The sequence below is a fragment of the Actinoplanes derwentensis genome, assembly GCF_900104725.1.
Taxonomy (GTDB): Bacteria; Actinomycetota; Actinomycetes; order Mycobacteriales; family Micromonosporaceae; genus Actinoplanes; species Actinoplanes derwentensis.
Genome location: NZ_LT629758.1, coordinates 10168438 through 10189039, shown reverse-complemented (window position 1 = coordinate 10189039; position 20602 = coordinate 10168438). Strand labels below are relative to the sequence as shown.

Here is a 20602-nt window from a genome sequence, read left to right as displayed (position 1 = left end):
TCAGCGGGTTCCGCCGGATTGATCGGCCAGCCACCGCCGGAGCGACAGCGGCCTGATGTCGGTCCACACCTCGTCGATGTGTGCCAGGCATTCGGGCCGGCTGCCGGTGAACTCCGTAGGGCTCCATCCGGCGGGCAGGGGACGGCCCGCAAGCCAGACGGAGTGCTGCTCCTCATCGTTGACGACGACGACATAGGTGCGTTCGTCCGCCGCTTCTTCGTACATTGACGGGGCCTCTTCTCGGGGTGCCGGTGGGTCAGGACCAGGCGATCAGGTCGCCGGAAGGCATGCGGCCGATGAACGAACTCACCGAGATCCGGCGGGCGTCCGGTGAACTCGCCTCGACCCGGTGGAAGTTGCGGCTGTTGAAGAAGGTCAGGTCGCCCTGTCGGGGTTCGATACGAACCGATGGGACGCCCTCGACCAGCCGGGGGTCGTAGCCGTAGCTTCCGTCGACGGCGAACTCCTCGGCCGACGCGTCCCAGCCACGCCGGTACACGACGGTCGTGCCACCCTCCGCCGCGAGGTTGCAGTAGATGTTCCAGGTGATCTGACCAGTGACGGAGGCGATGGACCATCCGGGCGCGTCGTGCGGTGCCCAGTCGCAGTGCAGCAGTGCCTCGTTGATGATCCGGACCAGACCGGCGAAGTACTCCGCACCGTCGGCGTTGCAGGCCGTGCCCACCGGGTGGTTCCACGCCGTGCCGACGTGCCCCAGGACCTTCTGGAGCAGGTCACCGTCGGCACCCAGCACGGCACGGCGGCGACGATCGGCCGCGGCGGCCGTCGCGAAGTAGGCGCCCATCCCCTCGAGCCGATGCTCGTACTGTGTTATTCCGATGCGCCCGATCGGCGGTTCCACATCCTGGTAGTAGTCGAAACCGTGGGCCTCGACGGCCTGCACGGCGGCCTCAGCCGCCTGCCTTGAGATGAAATTGGGTATCCGGACGGCAGCGACGCGATCTTCGAAGAGCGCGTCGAGCAGCTCCGCATCGACCTTGTCCGCCACGGCGACCTGCCAGCCGGTCATCGCGAGAGCCCGGCGTCGTGGTGCTGTCCGTTGCGGGAATCTGTACAGATCACGCTTGGTCCTCCTTCTCGATGTAGGCGGTGACGGCCGCGTTCACCACCGCCGAGCCGCCGCTTTCGCCGATGATGTGGTTCAAGAGCCGGCGCGGAGTTCGTTGGGCGAAAACCGCCCCGACACCGACCGGAACGGAGAACGCGACACGTAGCTGGCCAGCGAGCCTCAAGGCACTGAGGGAATGTCCTCCCAAGTGGAAGAAGTCGTCATCGAGTCCAACCGCCGACATACAGAGAACGCTCGCCCAAACCCTGGTCATCAAGCTCTCCGCGGGCGAGGACTCGGCCGGCGGAGATTCAACGACACGTTCAGCCACCTGTGGCATCGGCAGAGCCGACCGGTCCACCTTGCGATTGACGTTCAGCGGGAACTCGTCGAGCACCACGAGGGTCCACGGGACCAGATGTGCCGGAAGGGTCCGGCGCAGGCGGTCCAGCACCATGTCGGTGTCGATTGGGTGTTCCGCAGCCACCACGTAGCCGACGAGCACCTTGTCGTCACCGGTCGTCCGGAGCAAGACCACGGCTTCGCGCACCTCGGGTTGTTCCCGAAGCGCGGCTTCCACCTCACCCAGTTCGACGCGGAACCCACGGATCTTCACCTGGCTGTCACGGCGGCCGAGGAATTCGATACCACCGTCGGACCGCAGCCGGGCACGGTCACCCGTGACGTACATCCGCGCGCCCGGCCGGTCCCCGAAAGGACATGGCAGGAAACGGTCCGCCGTCAGGCCGGGCCGGCCCAGATAGCCCCGCGCGACACCGGCACCCGCCAGGTACAGCTCACCGGTGACGCCTACCGGTACCGGATTCAGCTCACGATCCAGCACGTAGGCGCGGGTATTCGCCAAAGGCTGTCCGATGTGCGGGTATTCCGGGATCTCGTCCGGCTTCTGGGTCATCACATGGCTGGTCACGACGTGGCATTCGGAGGGGCCGTACTGGTTCTCCAGCCGACAGCCCGGGGCCGCTCCGAGCAGGCGCCGCAGTTCCCCGGTCACGTGCAACGGTTCGCTGCCCGGGATGATCTCGAGAAGATCGGGCAGCGCGGTGCCAAGTCCCGCCGCAGTGGCGGCGACCTGCTCCAGAGCCGGTGCGGGAAGGAACCAACGCTGCACCCTCGCGGTCCGAGCCAAGATCACGAGTCTTTCGAAATCCGTCCGCTCCTCCTCGTTGACCAGGACCAGAGTGCCGCCGCAGGTCCAGGTGGCGAAGATCTCCTGGAACGAGACATCGAAGCTCAGGGACGCGTACGCGAAGGTCCGCCCGGTGACCGGTACACAGGTGTTCCGGAGCTGCCATCGGATAAGGTTGGTCAGGGACCCGTGGGTCATGGCGATACCCTTGGGACGTCCGGTCGTGCCCGAGGTGTAGGTGACATAGCACAGGCCGGCAGCACTGACCGTCTGCTCCGGCCGCACCGCGGTCACGGCGGTTCCACCGGCCACGTCGACGCGCAGGCGCGGCAGGGCTGAGGGCAGCCGATCGGCGAAGGTGGCGTCGGTCAGGAGCAGCTTTGCGCCGGAGTCTTCGAGAAGGTAGGTCAGCCGGGGATCCGGATGGTCGGGGTCGAGGGCGAGGTAGGCGCCACCCGCCTTCAGCACCGCCAGGACGCTGACGAGCAAATCGACGGAGCGGCGCTGCAGAAGGGCCACGATGGATTCAGGCCCAATGCCAGTCCCGATCAGTTCACCTGCCAGAGAATCCGACCGGGCCCGTAGTTCGGCGTAGGTGACGAGCCGGCCGTGGTCGTCAACGGCGACCGCTTCGGGTGTACGGCCGGCCTGCTCGTCGAACACGATGTGCACAGGAGTCACACCGGCCTCGGCCCCGGTGTCGTTCCATTCGTCGAGGACGGTGACGCGCGCAGCCTCACCGACGACGTCGAGGTCGGCCACCGTGGTGGAGCTGGTCAGCGATCGCAGGGCGGCCTCGTACCTGCCTAGCACCGTCCGCGCGACCTCGGCGGAGTAGCGTTGCCGGTCGTAGAGCAGTTGCAGGCGCAGGGTCGCCGCATGATGGAACAGGACCATCATGGTGAGGGGATAGTCGGTGTCCTCGATGAATGACCGGAGCCGGAAGTGGAGTTCATCGCCGGAGCTGTCGTCCCGTTCGACGGTCGGGTAGTTCTCGATGACGAGGATGCTCTCGAACAGCTTCCGGTCCGCAGGACGCTTGGCGTACTTCGCGATGTCGATCAACGACGTGTACGCGAATTCCTCGGCATCGAGACGGTCGGTTTGGAGTTCGCGAAGCCAATCGTGAATTCGGCGGGCCGGGTCGAGAGTGGCTCGCCGCGGGATGGTGTTGATGAACGGGCCCACGATCCTCTCGACACCCAAGATGCCGGATGGACGCCCCGCCATGGTGAGGCCATAGACGGCGGAATCCGTGTCATTGTGGCGCGCGAGCACCAGTGCCCATGCAGCCTGCAGCACCGTCCCGACCGTCACCCCGGCCGCCGCCGCCAGCTGCGTGATGCGCGCCGAGGTCTGCCGGTCGAGGTCGTGAACAGCCCGTCCGTCGGCAGCTTCTCCACGCCGTTCGAAGATCAACCCCGGTTCAACGGCGAGGTCACTGCCGCCGGGGACATCCCTGAGGTAGTCGCTCCAGTATGGTGCGTCACCAGTCGTGTCCCGACGTCTGAGCCAGGCGATGAACTCGCGGAACGGCGCAGCCGGTGGGGCCGCCGGCTCGCCGCCAGAGGCGAAGGCCCGGTACGCCATCTCGGCGTCCCGCACGACCAGCGGAAACGACCAGCCGTCGATGATCAGGTGATGCAGGGTCCAGATCAGCACGGTACGACCCGTGCGCCGGACGGCAGTGAAGCGCATGAGCGGAGCGCTCGACACGTCGAACCCTCGCTCCCGGTCCTCGGCCAGGAACTCCTTGATCCGACGCTCATGGTCGCTGTCGTCGAGGAAGGAGTGGTCGAACTCCGCCATGTCGAGGTGGGGACGGCTGATGACGACCTGGTGCGGCTCGTCGATGTCCTGCCAGAGGAACGTCGACCGCAGTGCGGGATGGCGGCCGAGGGTCCAGTCCCAAGCCCGCCTCAGGTGCCCGAGGTCGACGGGACTCTCGACGGTGAACACGAACTGCTCGAGATACGGCCCTCCGACCGCCGTCTGCGCGGTGTGGAAGAGCATCCCTTGCTGCATGGGCGTCAGAGGGTAGATGTCCTCCATCGCCAAGGGTAGACGACTACTCACCGTTACCGTCCCGGTTCGGTCACGGCGGCAGGCGGCGCACCGAGCGGATGGTTCGGTACCTCGTCCCGGTCGAGCCGGCGCAGAGGAGTGAAATCTCGGGCGGCGATGAACTCCGGTCGCGGGTTGGCCACGTCGGCCAACGGATTGTCGCTACGGTTGTACGACATGATCAGCAGTCGCCGGTCGTACGGGGACAGATTCCCCGGTGATCCGTGCACGACTGCCGGATCGAACAGCAATGTCGTACCGGCCGGCCCCTTGATGGACTCGATGCCGTGCCGATCCACCAACTGACGTAGGACGTCCTGGCCGAGGGTGTATTTCAGCTGCGCGGAAACCGTCTGCAGCCAGGCGTCGCCTCCGTGCTGACCGGGAACGTCCGACGCCGGTATCTCACCCACGCGATGCGAACCCGGGATCAGCATGAGCGGGCCGTTGAACTCGGTGACCTCGTCCAGGTGGACCACTACGTTCATCGCACCTGAGCCGTGCATGCCGTCCTCTCGGGCCCAGAAGTACGAGTCCTGGTGCCACTCCCACATCTCCCCGCCGAGGGCCGACTTTGCGTTGATCTTGAATTGGTGGATGTAGACGTCTTCCCCCACCACCTGCTCGGCAATGTCGATCAAGCGGGAAAGGCGGACCAAATCGCCGAAGAACGCGGTGGCGAGGTGAGCTCCGTGTGTGGCCCGCACGAGCGAGCTTCCCGCTTCGAGAACGCGCCGCGGGCTTTCGGTGGCAAGGTCACGGTCGGCATGGGCCCGCAACCGTTCCAGTTCCTCGGGATCGAACAGGTTCTCGACGGCAGCGAAGCCGTACGTGCGGTAATGCTCGAGTTGGGCCGGTGTAAGTCTCATGCTCTACCTCCAAAGCGGCCGTGCGTTCCAGTGACCAGGGGAAACCGATACATGTCAGGCAGTCCATCCAGTCCGAACATGTCCGCCAGCACCGGGCCGCCTGCCGCCACGAGTGGTAGTCGGTCGACTGTCGTGGTGGGGTCGTCGACCAGCGTTTCGATCACCACACGCAGGTGCCGCTGAAAGATCTCCAGCACCGGCACGGAAAAGCGCCTCGGGTCAGCAGTGAGATGGACGACGTGAACGTCACCGACCGTTACATTGCAGGAGAGCTCGAATTTCGGGGAAGCCGGTGGCGGCGGGAGCTGCCGAACGGCGAAGCCGGGCCATAGCGGAGCCCCTTCCGCCTCCGGAACGGCGCTGAAGAAAGTCTGGAAGACCGGCGCCCGACCGTGCGCCCGAGGTGGGCGCAAGTCGTACACCAGCTGGTCGAACGGGCAGCGACGCCGCTCCAGGGCTCGGCCGGCTGATCGTTGCACGGCCTGGACCACGTCGGCGAACGACGCCTCCTCGTCCCAAGCCGTGCTGATCGGCACGGTGTTGATCAGCAGACCTATGGTCTGGTCAAGATCTGCGCTCTCGCGCAGCGAGATGGGCGTTCCGATGACGATCGTCCGATCCCCGGTCCAGCGGTGCAGGACTGCGGAGAACATGGTCAGCATCAGGGTAAAGATCGTGACGCGGAGGTCTCGCGCCAGCTGATCAATCCGTCGGCTTAGCTCGGGGGCCAGTCGGCTCGTGCGCACCACTTCGGCTCCGGCGGCACCCGCGTCCCAGCCGAGGGGAAAATTGATGGCGGGCGGAGCCGTCGCCCACTCGGCGTGAACGTCGAGGCGCTGCCGGGCGTACTCCTCGCCGACGAGCCATTCCGCTTCCCAGGCGGCATAGTCAGCGAAATGCAGAGCAGGCTGATCCGCCTGAACCGTTCCTGGAGAGACGTAGGCGCGCACCAAATCTCGGATGAGAATCTGCACCGACGGACCGTCACAGATGAGATGGTGCATTGCCACCGCCAGCACATGATTCATGGGACTACGTCGAATGACATTAACTCGCATCAATGGGTGGCTCGCCGTCTCCCACGGCTGGCCCACAATCTCCCAGCAAGTGGCGTCGTCGACGTAGGCCGTCGCCGTCACGAGCGCGGGGGCGGGGGCGGGGGCGGCATCGTGAATCAACTGGAAAAGTCCGCCGTCCCACAGAAATGACGTGCGCAAAGCCTCGTGCCGATCGACGACTTCCTGCACCGCGCGAACCATGCGGTCATGGTCGAGGTGACCGGTGATTTCCCACAGAGCATGCACGGCATACGCATTTTCAGCATCGCCCATCTGACCGCTCAACCATAGGCCGCGCTGGCCACTGCTTGCGGGCATCACGGCAACATCGCTTTCAACATCGGCGATTTTCAGAGATGACGATGAAGTCATTGTGGCCATTCTCCTGATCGACAGCTGCGCGTGGATCATAGTGAACAACACTCCAGAAGATCTGTCATCCCGACGGTATTGCACGTTCGACAGCGAGGCGGACACGATCCGATCAGCTCAGATGGGGGCCAAAACTCTCGGCCGAGATCCAAAAAAAGACGATGGTGGCGTCGCACTCAGCGGACCTCGAGGCGAAGGGCTTCAGGTGAATCGGTACGGCAGCCGTCGCTCGCGAGGTGACCCTGGGGTCCGCTGGAACAAATGGGATGAAGTTAAAGCTTTTGTACATCGTAGACACAACATCAAGGCCGTAGCGGGAGCACAAGCCGAGCACGGCAGCCCAAATGTGATTCGAGGCCGGCCAGACCGCTCGCCACCTGCGCCATCCGCCCCACCGAGGCCTGCACCTCGGCCCGAGCTGGACGAACTCACTACGCCGGCAGCCTCGCTTCGAACTCCCAGCCATGATCATCAGATGACGGCTGCCTTACGAAACCCTCAGCAACCCTGCCGCCACCCGGACCAGGCATGACGCGGTGCCGACCCCCCTTTGCGGGTGTGCAACTAGGGATCTTCCGCAGATGAACGGCCCTGAAACTTCCACCAATCGCGTTGCGACGTGAGCTAGACTCCGTAGCCATGCCGTTCATTGCTCAAGCTCGATGGATACTGCCTTCATTTTCCAATTCTCCATCTAAGAATTGGAACGCTTCATTTTCCAATTCTCCATCTGAGAGTTGGAACGGTGGCCGCAGAATCGTCCAGCTCTGGCTGCGTCCTGTTTACATTAGGGATTTGCATGAACTCTAACGCACTCGAGTCCATCATCAGATCAGCGAACGATGAACTGTCAGGTAAGATTGTCTCCATCCCCATCGGTTTGCTGTCGTCATCTTGGACCCCAAGACAGTCCGGAGTCAATGAGGAGCATGCTCGGCTCCTGGCACAATCGGCGGCGCAGCTTCCACCAATTCTGGTTCAACTCAGCAGTATGCGAATCATCGACGGCATGCACCGTTTGCGTGCGGCTCAGTTGAACGGAGAAAGCTGCATCACTGCACGTTTACTGGACGATGACGACAAAACTTCCTACCTCCGCAGTATTTCGGCCAATGTGTCGCACGGCCTCCCACTTTCGCTGACGGACCGGCGTGCGGCGGCTCTGGAGCTGATCAGCATGTTCCCGCACTGCTCCGACCGCTCGATCGGGCGTGCCGCGGGAATCACCGGAAAGACCGTCGGATCGCTGCGGAAGAAGTTCGGGGGGGCGATGCCGGCGACACGTACCGGGCGCGACGGGAGGATCCGCCCGATCGACAACGCTTCGGCGAAACGTGCGGTGACTGAATTGATCACCCAGAACCCGGAAGCATCACTGCGGGAGATCGCCCGGAACGCGGGTGTCTCACCGAACACCGTCCGCAGCATCCGGCAACAGATGACGGCGACGCCAGGGCAGGACGACAACAGCGACGGCCAGAATAATCGGTCATTTCAGGGAAAGACCGACTCGCGCACCTCCGAGAAGATCACGGAAACTCTCCTGACGAACCTGCGCAACGACCCAGCCCTCCGGTATTCGGAAACCGGCCGCCTCCTACTGCGGCTACTGCACCAGGAGATCCGCAACCCGGTTACGACATTGGTCGATTCGCTCCCGCCACACTGTCTGCCTTCGGTGGCGAACGTCGCATGGGACATCGCCCAGCAGTGGATGCAGGTCTCGGAGATGGTACGGAGCCGCGCAACTACTGAGGTCGCCTGAGACAGCGGCTCCGGCACACATCCTCCTCAGCAGCCCAGCAATACAGAATGTTGGAGGACCACTACCGAACGCAATGTCTGCGGCGTGAATGAACCCATCGATGCGCCGGGCCCGCAAACCTCAACGCCTCCGTGGAGGCAGGGAGCGGCTACCGCGAGATCCCCAGCGCCATCGGCGTACAGGTTCCAGGCCGCATGCCGAAACTGCCCACGACATCATGGGGATCGGCCTGGGTGCGGGGTTGAGGCTATCGGCGAACGGGTTCAGGCGTACGCCGACAGAGGCTCTGCGCCGTGCGGGCCCGAGGTGAGTGGCGATCGTCAGCGGCTGGTGTATGTCCGCGTCCGGTTTATTGGCGATCGGGAGTCCTGGCCGATCGAGCGCGCTGGACGGAGGTGACGGGTTTCGGCCTACCGACGCCGTGACAGCTCCGGCGGAGGGGGTCAGCGCGCCCGCCCTTGGTGTCGTATGGATGTTTGGTTGATCCGTACAGGCGAATGCATCACCCGAACGTGGACGCTCGTACCAACGCTGGGCGTGCTGAAGCACCATAGACTTCGCCGATGCAGATTCGGCGAGTGATCGCCCGCAACTTCCGTGGTTCCCAGCACGCTGATTGGACACTCCCCCAGCAGCGGTTTCTGTGCCTGGTCGGCGCCGGTGACAGCACCAAGACGACCCTTCTGGACGCCATCGCCCTCGTGCTGACACCCCGGTGGGGCGTCCAGTTCACCGACGCCGACTTCCATGCAGGCAACCTGGCCGAGCCAATCGTCCTGCAGCTGGTCGTCGGAGACCTGGACGGAACCATGCTGGCCGACAGCCTGTTTGGTCTGGACCTGTGCGGGCTGACCGGTGACGGGCAGCTTGTTCACGATCCGGTCGACGGCGCCGAGCCGTGCGTCATGCTGCAACTGAGGGTGGACGAGGAACTGGAACCCGAGTGGACCGTCGTCCGGCCCGGATCCGTTGAACCCGGACAGCCCGTGTCGGCAGCCAAACGCAAGGCGTTGGGTCTGTTCCGCATCGACGACCGGGTAGACACCCACCTGCGCTGGGGACGCGGTTCGGCCTTGTCTCGGATGACCGATGCAGGCGGAAGCGGCCGTGCGGTGACCCTCGCAAGCAGAGCAGCGCGAGACGCGATCTTCAACGGGCCCCAGACGGAACTGCACGCAGTGGCCGGCCGCGTTGCAGCAGCGGTCAGCGAGATTGGTGGCCGCGCTTACACCGGACTCCAGCCGGGACTGGACCCCCAGGGGGCCAGTTCGACGAGCGCACTGCTGCTTCACGATGACCGCATACCGCTGACCAGCGCTGGCCTCGGCACCCGAAGGCTGACCAGCATCGCTGTTCAGGAGATCGCGGCCGTCGGCGGCGACATCGTGATCATCGACGAGATCGAACACGGGCTGGAGCCGCACCGCCTGCTGCACGTGCTGCACCGGCTCAAAAGGAAGGCCGTCGACGAGAGTGGACAGGTCATCATCACCACCCACTCACCCATCGCGGTGCAGGCTCTGCAGGCCCAGGACATCTTCGTGGTACGCAGCGCCGCGGGCGAGACCACCGTGTCTCAGGTGCCGGCCGATGTCGAGGAGGCCCAGGGCGCACTGCGGGCTTGCCCTGCCGCAGTACTCGCCAGGAAAGTCGTGGTGGGTGAGGGCAAGACGGAGGTAGGCCTCGCCCGGCACCTGATTCGCAGCTGGGACGCCGAGCAGATCGCCGCAGGCCGACCCACCCATGCCGCGCTTGGTGCCGCTCTGGTCGACGGAGTCGGCAAGACCGCCCCTGTCCGATCGAAGATCTTTCAAAGCCTCGACATCACCGCGCTGCTGCTCGTCGACAACGACGACCGCAACGTCGACGATGACATCCAGGCGGCCATGAAAGCTGGCGTCACGGTGGTGCGCTGGCAGGAGAACAACTCGACCGAGGCCGAGATCATTTCCACGCTGGACGTCAAGGCCCTGACCGACCTTCTGCAGTTTGCGGTACAGATCCACGACGAGCAGGTCATCCGCGACGCGGTGGTGGCCCGGTTGAAGAACGTGGCCTCCCCCGGGCTGCTCGACCCGGACTCCTGGCTGACCGCCGGGCACACCCTCGACGAGATTCGCCACGCGGTCGCCGAAGCGGCCAAGAAAAAGGAGTGGTTCAAACGCGAAGACCGCGGCGAGCTGCTCGGCGCGTTCATCCTGGCTCACTGGGGCCACTATAAGGACGTGGTACTCGGCCGGCGGTTGGCCGAGTTGCGGCGCTTCATCTACGAGGCGTAAGGGAAACGCAATCATCATCGATGAGAGCCTGCGCGGCACGGCGCAACGAATTCGCGCGGCCATGCCCTGTTCCGTGCAGCTACCCGCCGGAGCCGGCAAGACTCAGCTGATCGCCGCCGTCAGCGCTCAGACCGCCGAGGCGGGCGAACGTGTTCTCGTCCTGACCCACACCAACGCCGGCGTCGACGCGCTACGGCGCAGGATGCGGGCGTTCGGGGTCGCCGACACGCGGGTACACGTGGACACGATAGCCAGCTGGTCGCATTCCCTGGTCCGCCGCTATCCGCAACTCGCCGAGTTCATCGTGCCGCAGCTACCGAGCTGGGTGGACTCCCAGCGCTACTACACCGCAGCGCAGCTGGTCATCTCCAGCAGGGCCATCCGTCGGGTTCTGCAGGCCAGTTACCACCTCGCCGTCATCGACGAGTACCAGGACTGCGGCACCGATCAGCATGCGCTGGTCGTGGCCCTGGGTGACGCCCTGCCAGTGGCCGTCTTCGGCGACCCGCTGCAGAGCATCTTCAACTTCGGCGGCAACGTACCCGTCACATGGGAAACGGACGTGGCAGACCGATGGCCGGACGCCGCCGTTCCCGTCCATGCCTGGCGATGGGCCGGCCAGAACGAAGCCCTCGGCCAATGGCTGATCGACATCCGTTCCGACCTCGCCGAGGCAAGGCCGATCGATCTCACCGGCGCACCGGTGACCTGGCTCCCCGCGGATGCCCGCAGCCGCTTCAGCGCCTGCTTTGATCAGCCCACCGGCGCCGGATCCGTCGTCGCGATCGGAAACTTTCCGCACGACTGCGTCGCGCTGGCCCGGACCCTGCGAGGCGCCTACACGATGATGGAGGAGATCGAGGGCAAGGAGATCGTTAGATTCGCCGATGTCATCGACCACGGCGACCCGCAGGCTGTCGCGGTAGCCACCGCCGAGTACGCCAGAACCTGCGCTTCCAAGGTCGCCGAGAGTCTGAATCCGCCGCTGATCAAAAAGCTGCGGGAAGGCAAACCCGTCACGAAACTCAAACGCCCCGGAGCAGAATCGGCCCTGATCCTGCTCAGCGGACTCCTGGACGACCCGGCGCCAGCACGGGTACGCCAAGCCCTGCTCGCCATCGCGGACATTCCAGGCATCCGGCTCTACCGCCACGACGCCTGGCACACGATGCTCAGCGCCCTACGGATAGCCGACGCCGGCAACAACTCCGTCGTCGCAGCAGTCATTCAACTGCGTAACCGCACCAGGACCACCGGCCGTTCCGACTGGTCTCGTGTCGTCTCCCGACCGGTGCTGATCAAGGGACTTGAGTACGATCATGCCGTGCTACTCGACGCCGACGTGCACTCGCCGACGAGTCTGTACGTCGCGCTCACACGGGCCCGGCGCACGCTGACAGTCGTCAGCCGGGAACCTATGCTGCGAGCCAGAAGGGCAGCACCCGGCATGGACCGCGAGCGGCCCGGCTGAAATACCGGGTCAAGGGCACATCAGCGACCATCGGGGCGTTCGCGGCCAGAGCGCCCTGGACGATCACGACCGGGCAGTGGGCGTGCGCGCTGACCGCGGCCGCGACCGAACCGAACGGCCTTGCGCTGTACCTAGCGGCTGCCGACGGAATTCTGCTTGGATGACGCCGTAGCCTCGCCACGGTCCGGCAGGGTCCGGTTCGGGAAATGTGACGGTTCCTTCGAACGCTGCTTCTCGGCCCCCGTCAGGGCCGTCTCCGAAAACTTGGACGCCCGGCCCGAGCACGTGGATGGAGAGCGCTTGTGCGAGGTCTTCAAATTCCATCTCGCCGAGGGCGTCCAAGTCGTAGCGCACGCCATCATCTTGGCCGACCGGTTCTGGTCAAGCGAGAGCTGGCCCGACATCAGGGGAAGTAAGAGCGTCCGGCGATAGGTCCAAGATTCGGACAGGCGGGACCAGCAGGAAGCAAACAGGCACGGGTCCATTGATCATCGGAGTTCTCTACGCTTCGTGACCGATGGAGTCCCGTGCCTGCGCTGCCATCTTCGTCGTTCGAACCTGTCTGGGTCCAGTTCGCCGCGCTGTGGCCTGAACGACCCGAGTTCGATCCGTCGCATCCTCTGGGCTGCCACCGCCGCCGGATCCCGGACCGGGTGGTGTTCGAGCATGTCATCGCCGCTCTGGTGCACGGCTCCGGCTATGAACGCGTCGCGTCGGCCGCCTGTTCGGACCGAACCATCCGCCGTCGTCTGCAGGCGTGGGCCGCTGCCGGTCTCGGTGAACAGGTCCATGAGCTGGCCCTGGATGCCTATGACCGGATGATCGGCCTGGATCTGGCCGACGTCAGCGCCGACGGCGCGATCACGAAAGCGCCGTGCGGCGGCGACCGGGCCGGCCGGTCTCCGGTCGACCGTGGCAAAGGCGGGATGAAACGCTCGACCGGTGTGGACGGCTACGGGATCCCGCTCGGGATCGTCGGGGCCCCGGCGAACAGGCACGACTCGCCGCTGCTGCGGGACACCTTCGAAGCGTGCAGCACCCAGCTCCGTTACTACTGGCCTGAGCAGGTCACCGCCCATCTGGATCGTGGTTACGACAGCAAACGCAGCCGGGAACTGCTCGACGAGATCGGCTTCGACGCGCAGATCGCCCGCAAGGGCGTGCCCGCCCCGATCCAGATCGGCAAACGCTGGGTGGTCGAGCGGACGAACTCGTGGATGAACGGCTTCGGTAAGATCCGCCGTTGCACCGACCGCGACGCCAAGATCATCGACTTCTACCTGTACCTCGCCGCCGCGATCGTCACGATCCGTCAACTCATCCAACGAGCCCGCACGCTCTACCGCTGGGACACCAGACCCACCACCCGCCGGCTCAGGTGAAACCTATTGCCGGTCGCTCTATGTCACCAGCCATTGCCGACGCCTCGCTCTCCCGACGGTCCAACGGGCTGACTCGATCACACCGACTCACCGCGCCGTCGAAGAGCAGAACCTGATACTTCTACGCGATCTGCTCGACGCTGGCCACGACATCGAGGACGACGACGGAGACGGCTGGACCCTGCTACGGCACGCCATCGCCGTCGAACAGGATCGTCACCGCCGGACCGGCGAGCCCGCACACGTCGACATGACCGCGTTCCTCCTCGCCCGCGGGGCAGACCCCCACCGCCCCGGCCCCTACGGCACCACACCTCTCGCCGAAGCCGAAGCACGCGGACACTGGCTCGCCGCGGAACTCATCCGCGCCATGACCCACCGCAACTCCACGACGGCCGCCTATCCCGTCGGTCGATAGTCGGCCAGGCGAAGGTTGGCCATCGGCGGTTGAGCAGTGCCCTTCGGCGGATCTCACCGGAACCGCGTCGCCCGACATCGATGACAACCGTCCTGCTCAAGCGTGAGACAATCAAGATCATGTCGGAGCTGGACAATCAGCGGCACTTCTGGGAAACCGCCGGCGCGGCGAAGACTTTCACCCATCCGATCGACTTCGCATGGTTATCGCGGCTGCCCTCCTCGGCCCGGATCATCGACTACGGCTGCGGCTATGGACGGATCACCGGACAGGTTCAGCAGCAGGGCTTCGCCCGCATCGAAGGCGTCGACACCTCCGCCCACCTCATCGAGAGAGCCCGTCAAAGCCATCCGACGCTCACCTTCCGGGCGCTACCCAACCCGCCTGCACTGCCTTACCCAGACACCAGCGTCGACGCGATACTCCTCTTCGCCGTTCTCACATGCATTCCGACCGATGCCGGGCAGCAAAATCTCGTCACCGAGCTCTCTCGGGTACTCCGCCCAGGCGGGCTGCTCTATGTCAGCGACCTGCTCCTGCAAACTGACCAGCGCAGCCAGGCCCGCTATCAACAGCATGCCGAAACCTACGGAAACTACGGCGTCTTCGAGACCCACGACGGCGCGATCTGCCGACACCACACCGCCGACTGGCTGCAGAACCTGCTGCTCGATGGGTTCACCATCGACACCACCCGGCAGATCACCGTCGAGACGATGAACGCCAACTCGGCGAACGCGCTGCAGATCCTCGCAGTGAAGCGGTGACCTCATGGACGGAGCAGAATGCCACTGACGAACCCCTGGCTCTCGGAACCAATGCCGACCAACCGGCTACCGCGACAACGGCTTGATGAACGCATCCTCAATCTGCTGTCCTTGCAGAACATGTGCGTGCTGGCCACCACCGGACCCGAAGGCCCGTTGGCAACACCGGTGCGTTACTACTCGCTCGACTTCGCGATCATGTTCACTGCCGCGCCCCGGTCGCCGAAAATGCGCAACATCGCCGCCGACCCCCGGGTTTCCGTGGGCATCTTCGCTCCGCTGGTCGGGCTGGCCAGCAGCCGAGGAGCACAGCTGTTCGGCGAGGCGCGGGTGCTACCTCCTGACCATCCCGAACGGGACCACTACTGGGCCGCGTTCCGCTGGGAGAGCGAGCACGCCGAGCGAGGCCGCTCACTCGCCGAACCGCCATACGACACGCTCGTGGTGATCGAGCCAAGCCGGATCGTCTATACCGAGCACTGGCTTCGACGCGAAGGATTCGCGGCACGGCAGTTCTGGAAGCGGCCCCCGCTGGACAACCACGCCGCAGAAGAGGCCAACTAGGCTGGCCGGACCAGCCGTCCACGTCCATCTCTCTCGGTCCTGGCCAACGACACGGCCGATGGCCATCCATCCGCGGACCGGACAACCGAAACCACGGTTTGCCTCATCTTCGATGGCAAACAACACCGGCGACCTTGCCATCAAAGATGAGGCAGCCCAGCTCCGCAGCCTCTCTCTGCCTCACCTTCACTGGCACAGGACAACTGTGACGGGTGTCCATGGGTCGATGGGAGTTCCAGCTCCAGTTGGCCCCATCGGTCCCGAGGGATGGAACAGCCGCATTTCAGCAGGCCAAGCCTCGACGAGTCCGCAGCCAGACAGCCCTGCCCAAGGCGCTGCGCTCCCACCAGCGACGCCTTGGGGGCCATTCGGTGGCAAGCCGGTCGAAGACCGGCGCGGCAGCACTTCGGCCCCGAGTTGCGCCACCCTGTGGGGCCACGATGACGCCCTCGGCCATCGACGGCTGTGTGGGGCCATGCGGTCTGGAATCGCGGCGGCTGGGGCCAGGAATCGATGGAACTGTGGGGCCCGAACAACCCAGCGTGAACAGGTCAGTGTCACGGTTTCGAAGAAGTCGGCGGCGATGAGCGCCTGGGCTTGGGAACGCAGGAACGTCGTCCAGGTGCTGTTCGTGCGCTCGGGTGCCGGGTCGACGCCCGCGTCTTTCAGGATCTCCCAGACGGTCGAGGCGGCGACCTTCACCCCGAGGACGAGCAGTTCGCCGTGGATGCGCCGGTAGCCCCAGCCGCTGTTCTCTCGAGCCAGACGCAGGACCAGGGTTCGGATCGATCGGAGGGTTCGTGGCCGTCCGGCCCGGCGGGGCCGGGACTGTGCGGCGTGCCGGCGGGCGATCAGATCACGGTGCCAGCGCAGCACCGTGTCCGGGCGGACCAGCAGCCGCAGGTGGTGTAGCACCGTTCGGGGTAGCGGGTGCAGCACAGCGGCCAGCCACGCCCGGTCCGCGGGAGCGAACTGGACCCGGTCGCCACCGAGCTGCCGTTCGAGAACCATGATCTGGTGACGCAACACCAGGATCTCGGCGTCCTTGTCCCGGTCGCTCATCGGCAACAGCCGCAGCAGCGCGAGGGCGTTGGTCACACCGAGGTAGGCCAGTCGCAGCAACACAACCGATCATCATCGCCGAGCAGGACGCATCGAGCATCCCCGATTTCCGGGTACTGAAACCAACCCCGTCCGGGCCGCACGCATCGGCCGCGGAGATGGCTGCGAACAGGGCAGATGAGGTTTTCGGCACCCGCAGGGTTGAACCAGGTGGCAAGGAAGTTTCTCCGGCGACAGAGTCCCGGCCCGGTGACCGGCCGGTACCATCCTCGACGCCGGTGATCGCCACCCGTTGCCGTGACACGGCAACGGGCTGGTGCGCCAGCGGGCAGAAGACACCTGGGGAGACTGCGTGCTGTTCAGCCAGATCGAATACGGCCACGCCGACCTGTCACCGTATCGGGGGCAGGCGTTCCTGGTACGAGACCGGTGGGACGACTACGGCTACGTCACCATGTTCCGGCTGCTCATCATCGACGCCGCAGGCACCCAACACGATCTGGGACAGGTCAAGTTCGGTGGGTTCAACGTCCCGGACCGCTGGACCGCCTCCGGCGACCTGCCGCAGCAGTTCCAGCAGTTGGACGAGCGGTTCTTCTCCCTGGGCCAGGACGACACCTACTACGAGAACCTGGCCGGGTTCGGTCCCGCTGTCCGCGTCGAAGTGCTCACCGCGCTGCGGGACCTGGCCTATGACCGAGCACTGTTACGCCGGGCCGAGACTCTGCACGTGACGACCACTTCGCTGCTGCGCGGGGTTCCAGTCGGTGTCGTGGAGAACCAGTTGCGCCGGATCGCCAATGGCGGGGCGCGAGTGACACCGTACGCGTTCGAGTACCGGCCGCCCGACGGACCGGCCGACATCGGCCCGCTGTGGACCCAGCGGCTGGAGTTCACCGTCACCCCCGGCGTGCAACCGCCGACGAACATCCACGTGATCATCGGCCGGAACGCCGCCGGCAAGTCCCATCTGCTGCGCAGCCTGGTCCGTGCCGTCGCCGACCGGAACACCGACCCGGCCCGCGATGGGCAGATCTTCGAGCAAGACGCCGTCTCCGAGCGGACTTTCCGGGGCGTCGTGGCGGTCTCCTTCAGCGCCTTCGACAAGTTCGTGTCGATCCCGAGCGCGCAGCAGGCCGTACCCCACGTGCACATCGGGCTGCACGAACCAAGCGGGGACGAGCCCGCGGCCCCGCTGACCGGCCGGCAACTGGCCCGGATGTTCTCCAAGAGCCTGGACACCTGCCTGGCCGGCCCGGCCGGTGAACGGTGGACCCGGGCGGTGAACACCCTGCGCTACTCCGGCTCCGGGTTCCTGGAGGACGACTCCTGGATGGCCGACTTCGCCGTCGCGTCCCATGAACAGCGCCGTGAGATGGCCGTCGCCTTGTTCGAGAACCTGAGTTCCGGGCACGCGATCGTCCTGCTCACCATCACCCGGCTCGTCGACCAGGTTCACGAGCGTACTCTGGTGGTCCTGGATGAGCCGGAGGCGCATTTGCATCCGCCGTTGCTGGCCGCATTCGTCAGGGCACTGTCGGACCTGTTGCTGGACCGTAACGGAGTCGCGATCGTCGCCACCCATTCACCGGTTGTGCTGCAGGAGGTGCCGTCGTCTTGCGTCACGCTGGTCCAGCGGCACCGCACTCGCGCCGTCGCACTGCGGCCCTTGCTGGAGACTTTCGGGGAGAACGTCGGCACACTGACCCATGAGGTTTTCTCGCTGGAGGTGACCGATTCCGGTTACCATCGCACGATCCGCAACGCGGTCCGCGACGGCATGACCTACGAGACGCTGCTGCAGTACTTCAGCGGCCGCCTGGGCACCGAGGCCAAGGGCATCGCGCGGACGCTGATCGCCATCCGCGACAGCGGCGGAGAGCTGTGATGTGGCCGGTGCCCCGGCCGTTGGAGGACAACGGAATGCTCTACTCCGTCTGTGCCAGCAGTTCCCGTAAGGGGGAACGGTCCGACCGGCTCCTGGCCTTGATCCCCGATGTCGCCGCGGCGGCCCGCCGTTACGTGCCGGCCGCCCACTTCGGCGGGTTGCACCTGTTGAGGGACCTGGCTGGCCGACCAGAGGACCCGGCCGACCACGCGGCGCTGTTATGGCTGTACGAGAAGGGCCTGGTCCAGAACAGCATGGGCCGGCAGCGCTATGACGACCTGCTGTCGAGGGCGCCGATGGGACGCTGCCCGTTCTGCGGGCACCGGGACGTCAGCACCCTCGATCATCAGCTCCCGAAGTCGTCCTATCCGCTGCTGGCGGTCCTGCCCGACAATCTCGTCCCGGCCTGCTCGGACTGCAACCACCGCAAGAACGACAAGGTGGCGGCCAGTAGCCAGACCCAGACCTTTCATCCGTACTTCGAGAACGCGAACCACGGCCGGTGGCTGGTCGCGCGGGTGGTGTCACTCGATCCCATCGCGGTCGTCTTCGCCGCCGAACCGGACGCGGCCTTCACCACCACGACGCAGGCCAGGATCCGGCACCAGTTCGTCCAGTTCCGACTGGCGGCGCTGTACGGCCCGCAGGCGGTACAGCAGATTTCCGGTGAACGCCTGATGCTGGATCGGCTTCGCCAGCACAGCGGGCTGGCAGCGGTCGGTGAGTATCTGCGCGAGGCTGCGGCCAGTTGGGCGGCGGCGAGATCGGTCAACTGCTGGCAGCACGCCCTGTATGAGGCCCTGGCCGCTGACCCCGGCTTCCTCACCGGCACGTGAACACTGGCAAGGGCCGGGTGCCGATCCGGGTCGGCACAGTCGCCCGGGCCGATGGCTCCCTGCCAGTGCTGGCGTGCCGGGCAGGGAGCCGCGTCGTGTACCGGTGGTGGCTCACGATGCGGGTCACGGGATCTGTCTAACCGGTTGTGAGCGCGGGGTGGACCGTTTCGATGCGGTCCCGGCCGGTGTACATGTCCCAGTAGATCGCGGCCAGGTCGGCCGGGTCCGATCTTCGGCAGCGCGGCTGTCGCCGGTGGTGGTCCCGGAGGGTATCGGCCGGACCACCACCGGCGACTGGCGCATCGCGTGACCGAACCGGTACCGATGGGGATCTCACGGGTCCGAGACTGCGCTGGGTTGTCCGGGTGTAGCCGTCGGCAGAGGTGACCGCCCGGGGTTGAACAGGGTTACCACTATCGATGGCATGGAACGGTCTCGTGTACGCCAGCTCGCGGTCGCCGCGAGTGCTGTGATCGGCCTCGGTGCCGCCGCTGCCTTGATCGTGTGGCACGACACGGTCACCGGCCGGGTCGGTGCGGAGGCATACAAGGCCCTGCTGCAGTTCGTGCTGATCGTTGTGCTGGGCGGTGGTGTCTCGCTACTGGTGCAGGCCTTCAACCGGGAGGCGGACCGCCGTACCGAACGGCTGCGGCAACGCGAGCTGCACGCGACCGGCGTGCAGGAGGCCCGTCAGCGCTACCTTCGCGAGCTCGTCGACCAGTACAACGCGGTCAAACGGGCGCGGCGGCTGCTGCGGGCCACCGCTCTCACCCATGCCGTGGATCCGGCGGACCGTTCGGTGCGGGTGGCTCGTTACGACGAGCTGATGGAGGTCCTGCTGGACGCGCAGCTGTCGCTGGAGACGATGGCGCGCACGGTGCCGTTCGACGGGAGCGTGTTCACCTCGGTGCCGGAGCTGATCGCCGCGATCTGCACCACCGAGGAGTACCTGCGTCGGCTGATCACCGAGTACGAACAGGTGCGCCCGCAGGCGGCGCAGCCGGAGGTCGGTATCGGGATGCTGCCGGAGCTGGCCTTGTTCGTCGGGCCCTACGCCGACGCCGAACGGTTTCGTACGCAGTTCGTGAGACCGGTGAACACGGCGGTGGCCTTGGCGCAACGTGCCGTCACCGAGCCGCCGGACTGAGCTCAGCTCGCATAGCGGGAGGATCCGTCGTTGCCCTGGTCGATCCGGACACTGATGATCGATGGCCGGGACCGGTCGCGTAGCGCGGACGGGTCCGCCCGGGAGACCTCGTCCCGGAAGTAGTCCGCTGCCTTGTCGACGGCATCGGCGACGTTCTCGGCCAGGTCGTCACGGTCGATCAGGTACCTGGAGCCGTGACCGCCCCTGGCCGCGTGGTGTTTGAAGGTTTCCAGACGGCGCCGAACCTGTGACAACTCCCTGTCCATGGCCCTGATCATCTGCCTGTCGGCGACGCCGGTCAGCGACGCCGCCTGCTCCCGGAGGCGGGTGATACCGCCGATCACGCTGATGATCTTTCGTTCCAGATCCTCGGAGACCTCGGTCATCCTCCGGATCTCCTGCAGCTTGGTCACGACGGTCCTGGCGAACGCAGCGAGTTCA

Annotated in this window: 16 protein-coding genes; 9 read left to right on the top strand and 7 right to left on the bottom strand. The window is 65.6% G+C overall.

Translation table 11 applies throughout. The features are described from left to right. The 5 genes from BLU81_RS45540 to BLU81_RS45520 are packed head-to-tail and all read right to left on the bottom strand — an operon-like array spanning position 1 to position 6621. Entirely contained in the window at positions 1 to 225 is a 225-nt protein-coding gene (locus BLU81_RS45540) for an MbtH family protein (protein WP_092555739.1), read from the bottom strand. Positions 226 to 256: 31 nt separating this feature from the next. Further along, complete coding sequence (locus BLU81_RS45535) at positions 257 to 1030, bottom strand: 2OG-Fe(II)-dependent halogenase WelO5 family protein (protein ID WP_092555737.1); 774 nt, start codon at positions 1028 to 1030, stop codon at positions 257 to 259. Positions 1031 to 1079: 49 nt separating this feature from the next. Continuing rightward, positions 1080 to 4271: a non-ribosomal peptide synthetase gene (locus BLU81_RS45530; protein ID WP_092555735.1), complete on the bottom strand. Its 3192-nt coding sequence runs from the start codon at positions 4269 to 4271 to the stop codon at positions 1080 to 1082. 26 nt (positions 4272 to 4297) lie between these two features. Continuing rightward, positions 4298 to 5152, bottom strand: a complete 855-nt coding sequence (locus BLU81_RS45525) for a phytanoyl-CoA dioxygenase family protein (protein ID WP_092555733.1) — start codon at positions 5150 to 5152, stop codon at positions 4298 to 4300. Beyond that, positions 5149 to 6621, bottom strand: coding sequence for a condensation domain-containing protein (locus tag BLU81_RS45520; RefSeq protein ID WP_157752066.1), 1473 nt, complete (start codon positions 6619 to 6621; stop codon positions 5149 to 5151). The genes BLU81_RS45525 and BLU81_RS45520 overlap by 4 nt, the downstream gene beginning before the upstream one ends. Positions 6622 to 7573: 952 nt before the next feature. Here BLU81_RS45520 and BLU81_RS45510 point away from each other — a divergent pair. The 6 genes from BLU81_RS45510 to BLU81_RS45480 all read left to right on the top strand — a co-directional run bounded on the left by BLU81_RS45510 (position 7574) and on the right by BLU81_RS45480 (position 15228). Then, complete coding sequence (locus BLU81_RS45510; RefSeq protein ID WP_444978674.1) at positions 7574 to 8347, top strand: hypothetical protein; 774 nt, start codon at positions 7574 to 7576, stop codon at positions 8345 to 8347. Between the two features lie 563 nt (positions 8348 to 8910). After that, the gene (locus BLU81_RS45505) at positions 8911 to 10626 is read left to right on the top strand and encodes an ATP-dependent nuclease (RefSeq protein ID WP_092555725.1); all 1716 of its coding nucleotides are present in this window, start codon (positions 8911 to 8913) and stop codon (positions 10624 to 10626) included. A gap of 73 nt (positions 10627 to 10699) precedes the next feature. Then, on the top strand, positions 10700 to 12097 hold the full coding sequence (locus BLU81_RS45500) for a UvrD-helicase domain-containing protein (protein ID WP_157752065.1): 1398 nt from the start codon (positions 10700 to 10702) through the stop codon (positions 12095 to 12097). A 527-nt stretch (positions 12098 to 12624) separates the two neighbouring features. Beyond that, a complete protein-coding gene (locus tag BLU81_RS45495; protein WP_092555721.1) occupies positions 12625 to 13479 on the top strand; it encodes an IS5 family transposase in 855 nt (284 codons plus the stop codon). Positions 13480 to 14016: 537 nt separating this feature from the next. Continuing rightward, complete coding sequence (locus BLU81_RS45485; RefSeq protein WP_092558586.1) at positions 14017 to 14664, top strand: class I SAM-dependent methyltransferase; 648 nt, start codon at positions 14017 to 14019, stop codon at positions 14662 to 14664. Between the two features lie 18 nt (positions 14665 to 14682). Then, entirely contained in the window at positions 14683 to 15228 is a 546-nt protein-coding gene (locus BLU81_RS45480; RefSeq protein WP_092555717.1) for a pyridoxamine 5'-phosphate oxidase family protein, read from the top strand. A 186-nt stretch (positions 15229 to 15414) separates the two neighbouring features. Here BLU81_RS45480 and BLU81_RS51250 read toward each other — a convergent pair whose 3' ends face one another. Continuing rightward, positions 15415 to 16353: a helix-turn-helix domain-containing protein gene (locus tag BLU81_RS51250; protein WP_231953837.1), complete on the bottom strand. Its 939-nt coding sequence runs from the start codon at positions 16351 to 16353 to the stop codon at positions 15415 to 15417. A 289-nt stretch (positions 16354 to 16642) separates the two neighbouring features. Here BLU81_RS51250 and BLU81_RS45470 point away from each other — a divergent pair, with 289 nt between their 5' ends. The 3 genes from BLU81_RS45470 to BLU81_RS45460 all read left to right on the top strand — a co-directional run bounded on the left by BLU81_RS45470 (position 16643) and on the right by BLU81_RS45460 (position 20161). Beyond that, positions 16643 to 18178, top strand: coding sequence for an AAA family ATPase (locus tag BLU81_RS45470; RefSeq protein ID WP_197686058.1), 1536 nt, complete (start codon positions 16643 to 16645; stop codon positions 18176 to 18178). Between the two features lie 35 nt (positions 18179 to 18213). Continuing rightward, entirely contained in the window at positions 18214 to 19014 is an 801-nt protein-coding gene (locus BLU81_RS45465) for an HNH endonuclease (protein ID WP_157752064.1), read from the top strand. A 424-nt stretch (positions 19015 to 19438) separates the two neighbouring features. Next, entirely contained in the window at positions 19439 to 20161 is a 723-nt protein-coding gene (locus BLU81_RS45460) for a hypothetical protein (protein ID WP_092555713.1), read from the top strand. A gap of 2 nt (positions 20162 to 20163) precedes the next feature. Here the strand turns inward: BLU81_RS45460 and BLU81_RS45455 are convergent, their stop codons facing one another. Beyond that, complete coding sequence (locus tag BLU81_RS45455) at positions 20164 to 20574, bottom strand: hypothetical protein (protein WP_157752063.1); 411 nt, start codon at positions 20572 to 20574, stop codon at positions 20164 to 20166. Between the last annotated feature and the right edge of the window lie 28 nt (positions 20575 to 20602).

Bases quoted from the DNA above. Each gene is read 5' to 3' on its own strand.
- BLU81_RS45540 (WP_092555739.1), bottom strand. From the start codon at position 225: ATGTACGAAGAAGCGGCGGACGAACGCACCTATGTCGTCGTCGTCAAC.
- BLU81_RS45535 (WP_092555737.1), bottom strand. From the start codon at position 1,030: ATGACCGGCTGGCAGGTCGCCGTGGCGGACAAGGTCGATGCGGAGCTG.
- BLU81_RS45530 (WP_092555735.1), bottom strand. From the start codon at position 4,271: ATGGAGGACATCTACCCTCTGACGCCCATGCAGCAAGGGATGCTCTTC.
- BLU81_RS45525 (WP_092555733.1), bottom strand. From the start codon at position 5,152: ATGAGACTTACACCGGCCCAACTCGAGCATTACCGCACGTACGGCTTC.
- BLU81_RS45520 (WP_157752066.1), bottom strand. From the start codon at position 6,621: ATGATCCACGCGCAGCTGTCGATCAGGAGAATGGCCACAATGACTTCA.
- BLU81_RS45510 (WP_444978674.1), top strand. From the start codon at position 7,574: ATGCGAATCATCGACGGCATGCACCGTTTGCGTGCGGCTCAGTTGAAC.
- BLU81_RS45505 (WP_092555725.1), top strand. From the start codon at position 8,911: ATGCAGATTCGGCGAGTGATCGCCCGCAACTTCCGTGGTTCCCAGCAC.
- BLU81_RS45485 (WP_092558586.1), top strand. From the start codon at position 14,017: ATGTCGGAGCTGGACAATCAGCGGCACTTCTGGGAAACCGCCGGCGCG.
- BLU81_RS45480 (WP_092555717.1), top strand. From the start codon at position 14,683: ATGCCACTGACGAACCCCTGGCTCTCGGAACCAATGCCGACCAACCGG.
- BLU81_RS45465 (WP_157752064.1), top strand. From the start codon at position 18,214: ATGCTCTACTCCGTCTGTGCCAGCAGTTCCCGTAAGGGGGAACGGTCC.
- BLU81_RS45460 (WP_092555713.1), top strand. From the start codon at position 19,439: ATGGAACGGTCTCGTGTACGCCAGCTCGCGGTCGCCGCGAGTGCTGTG.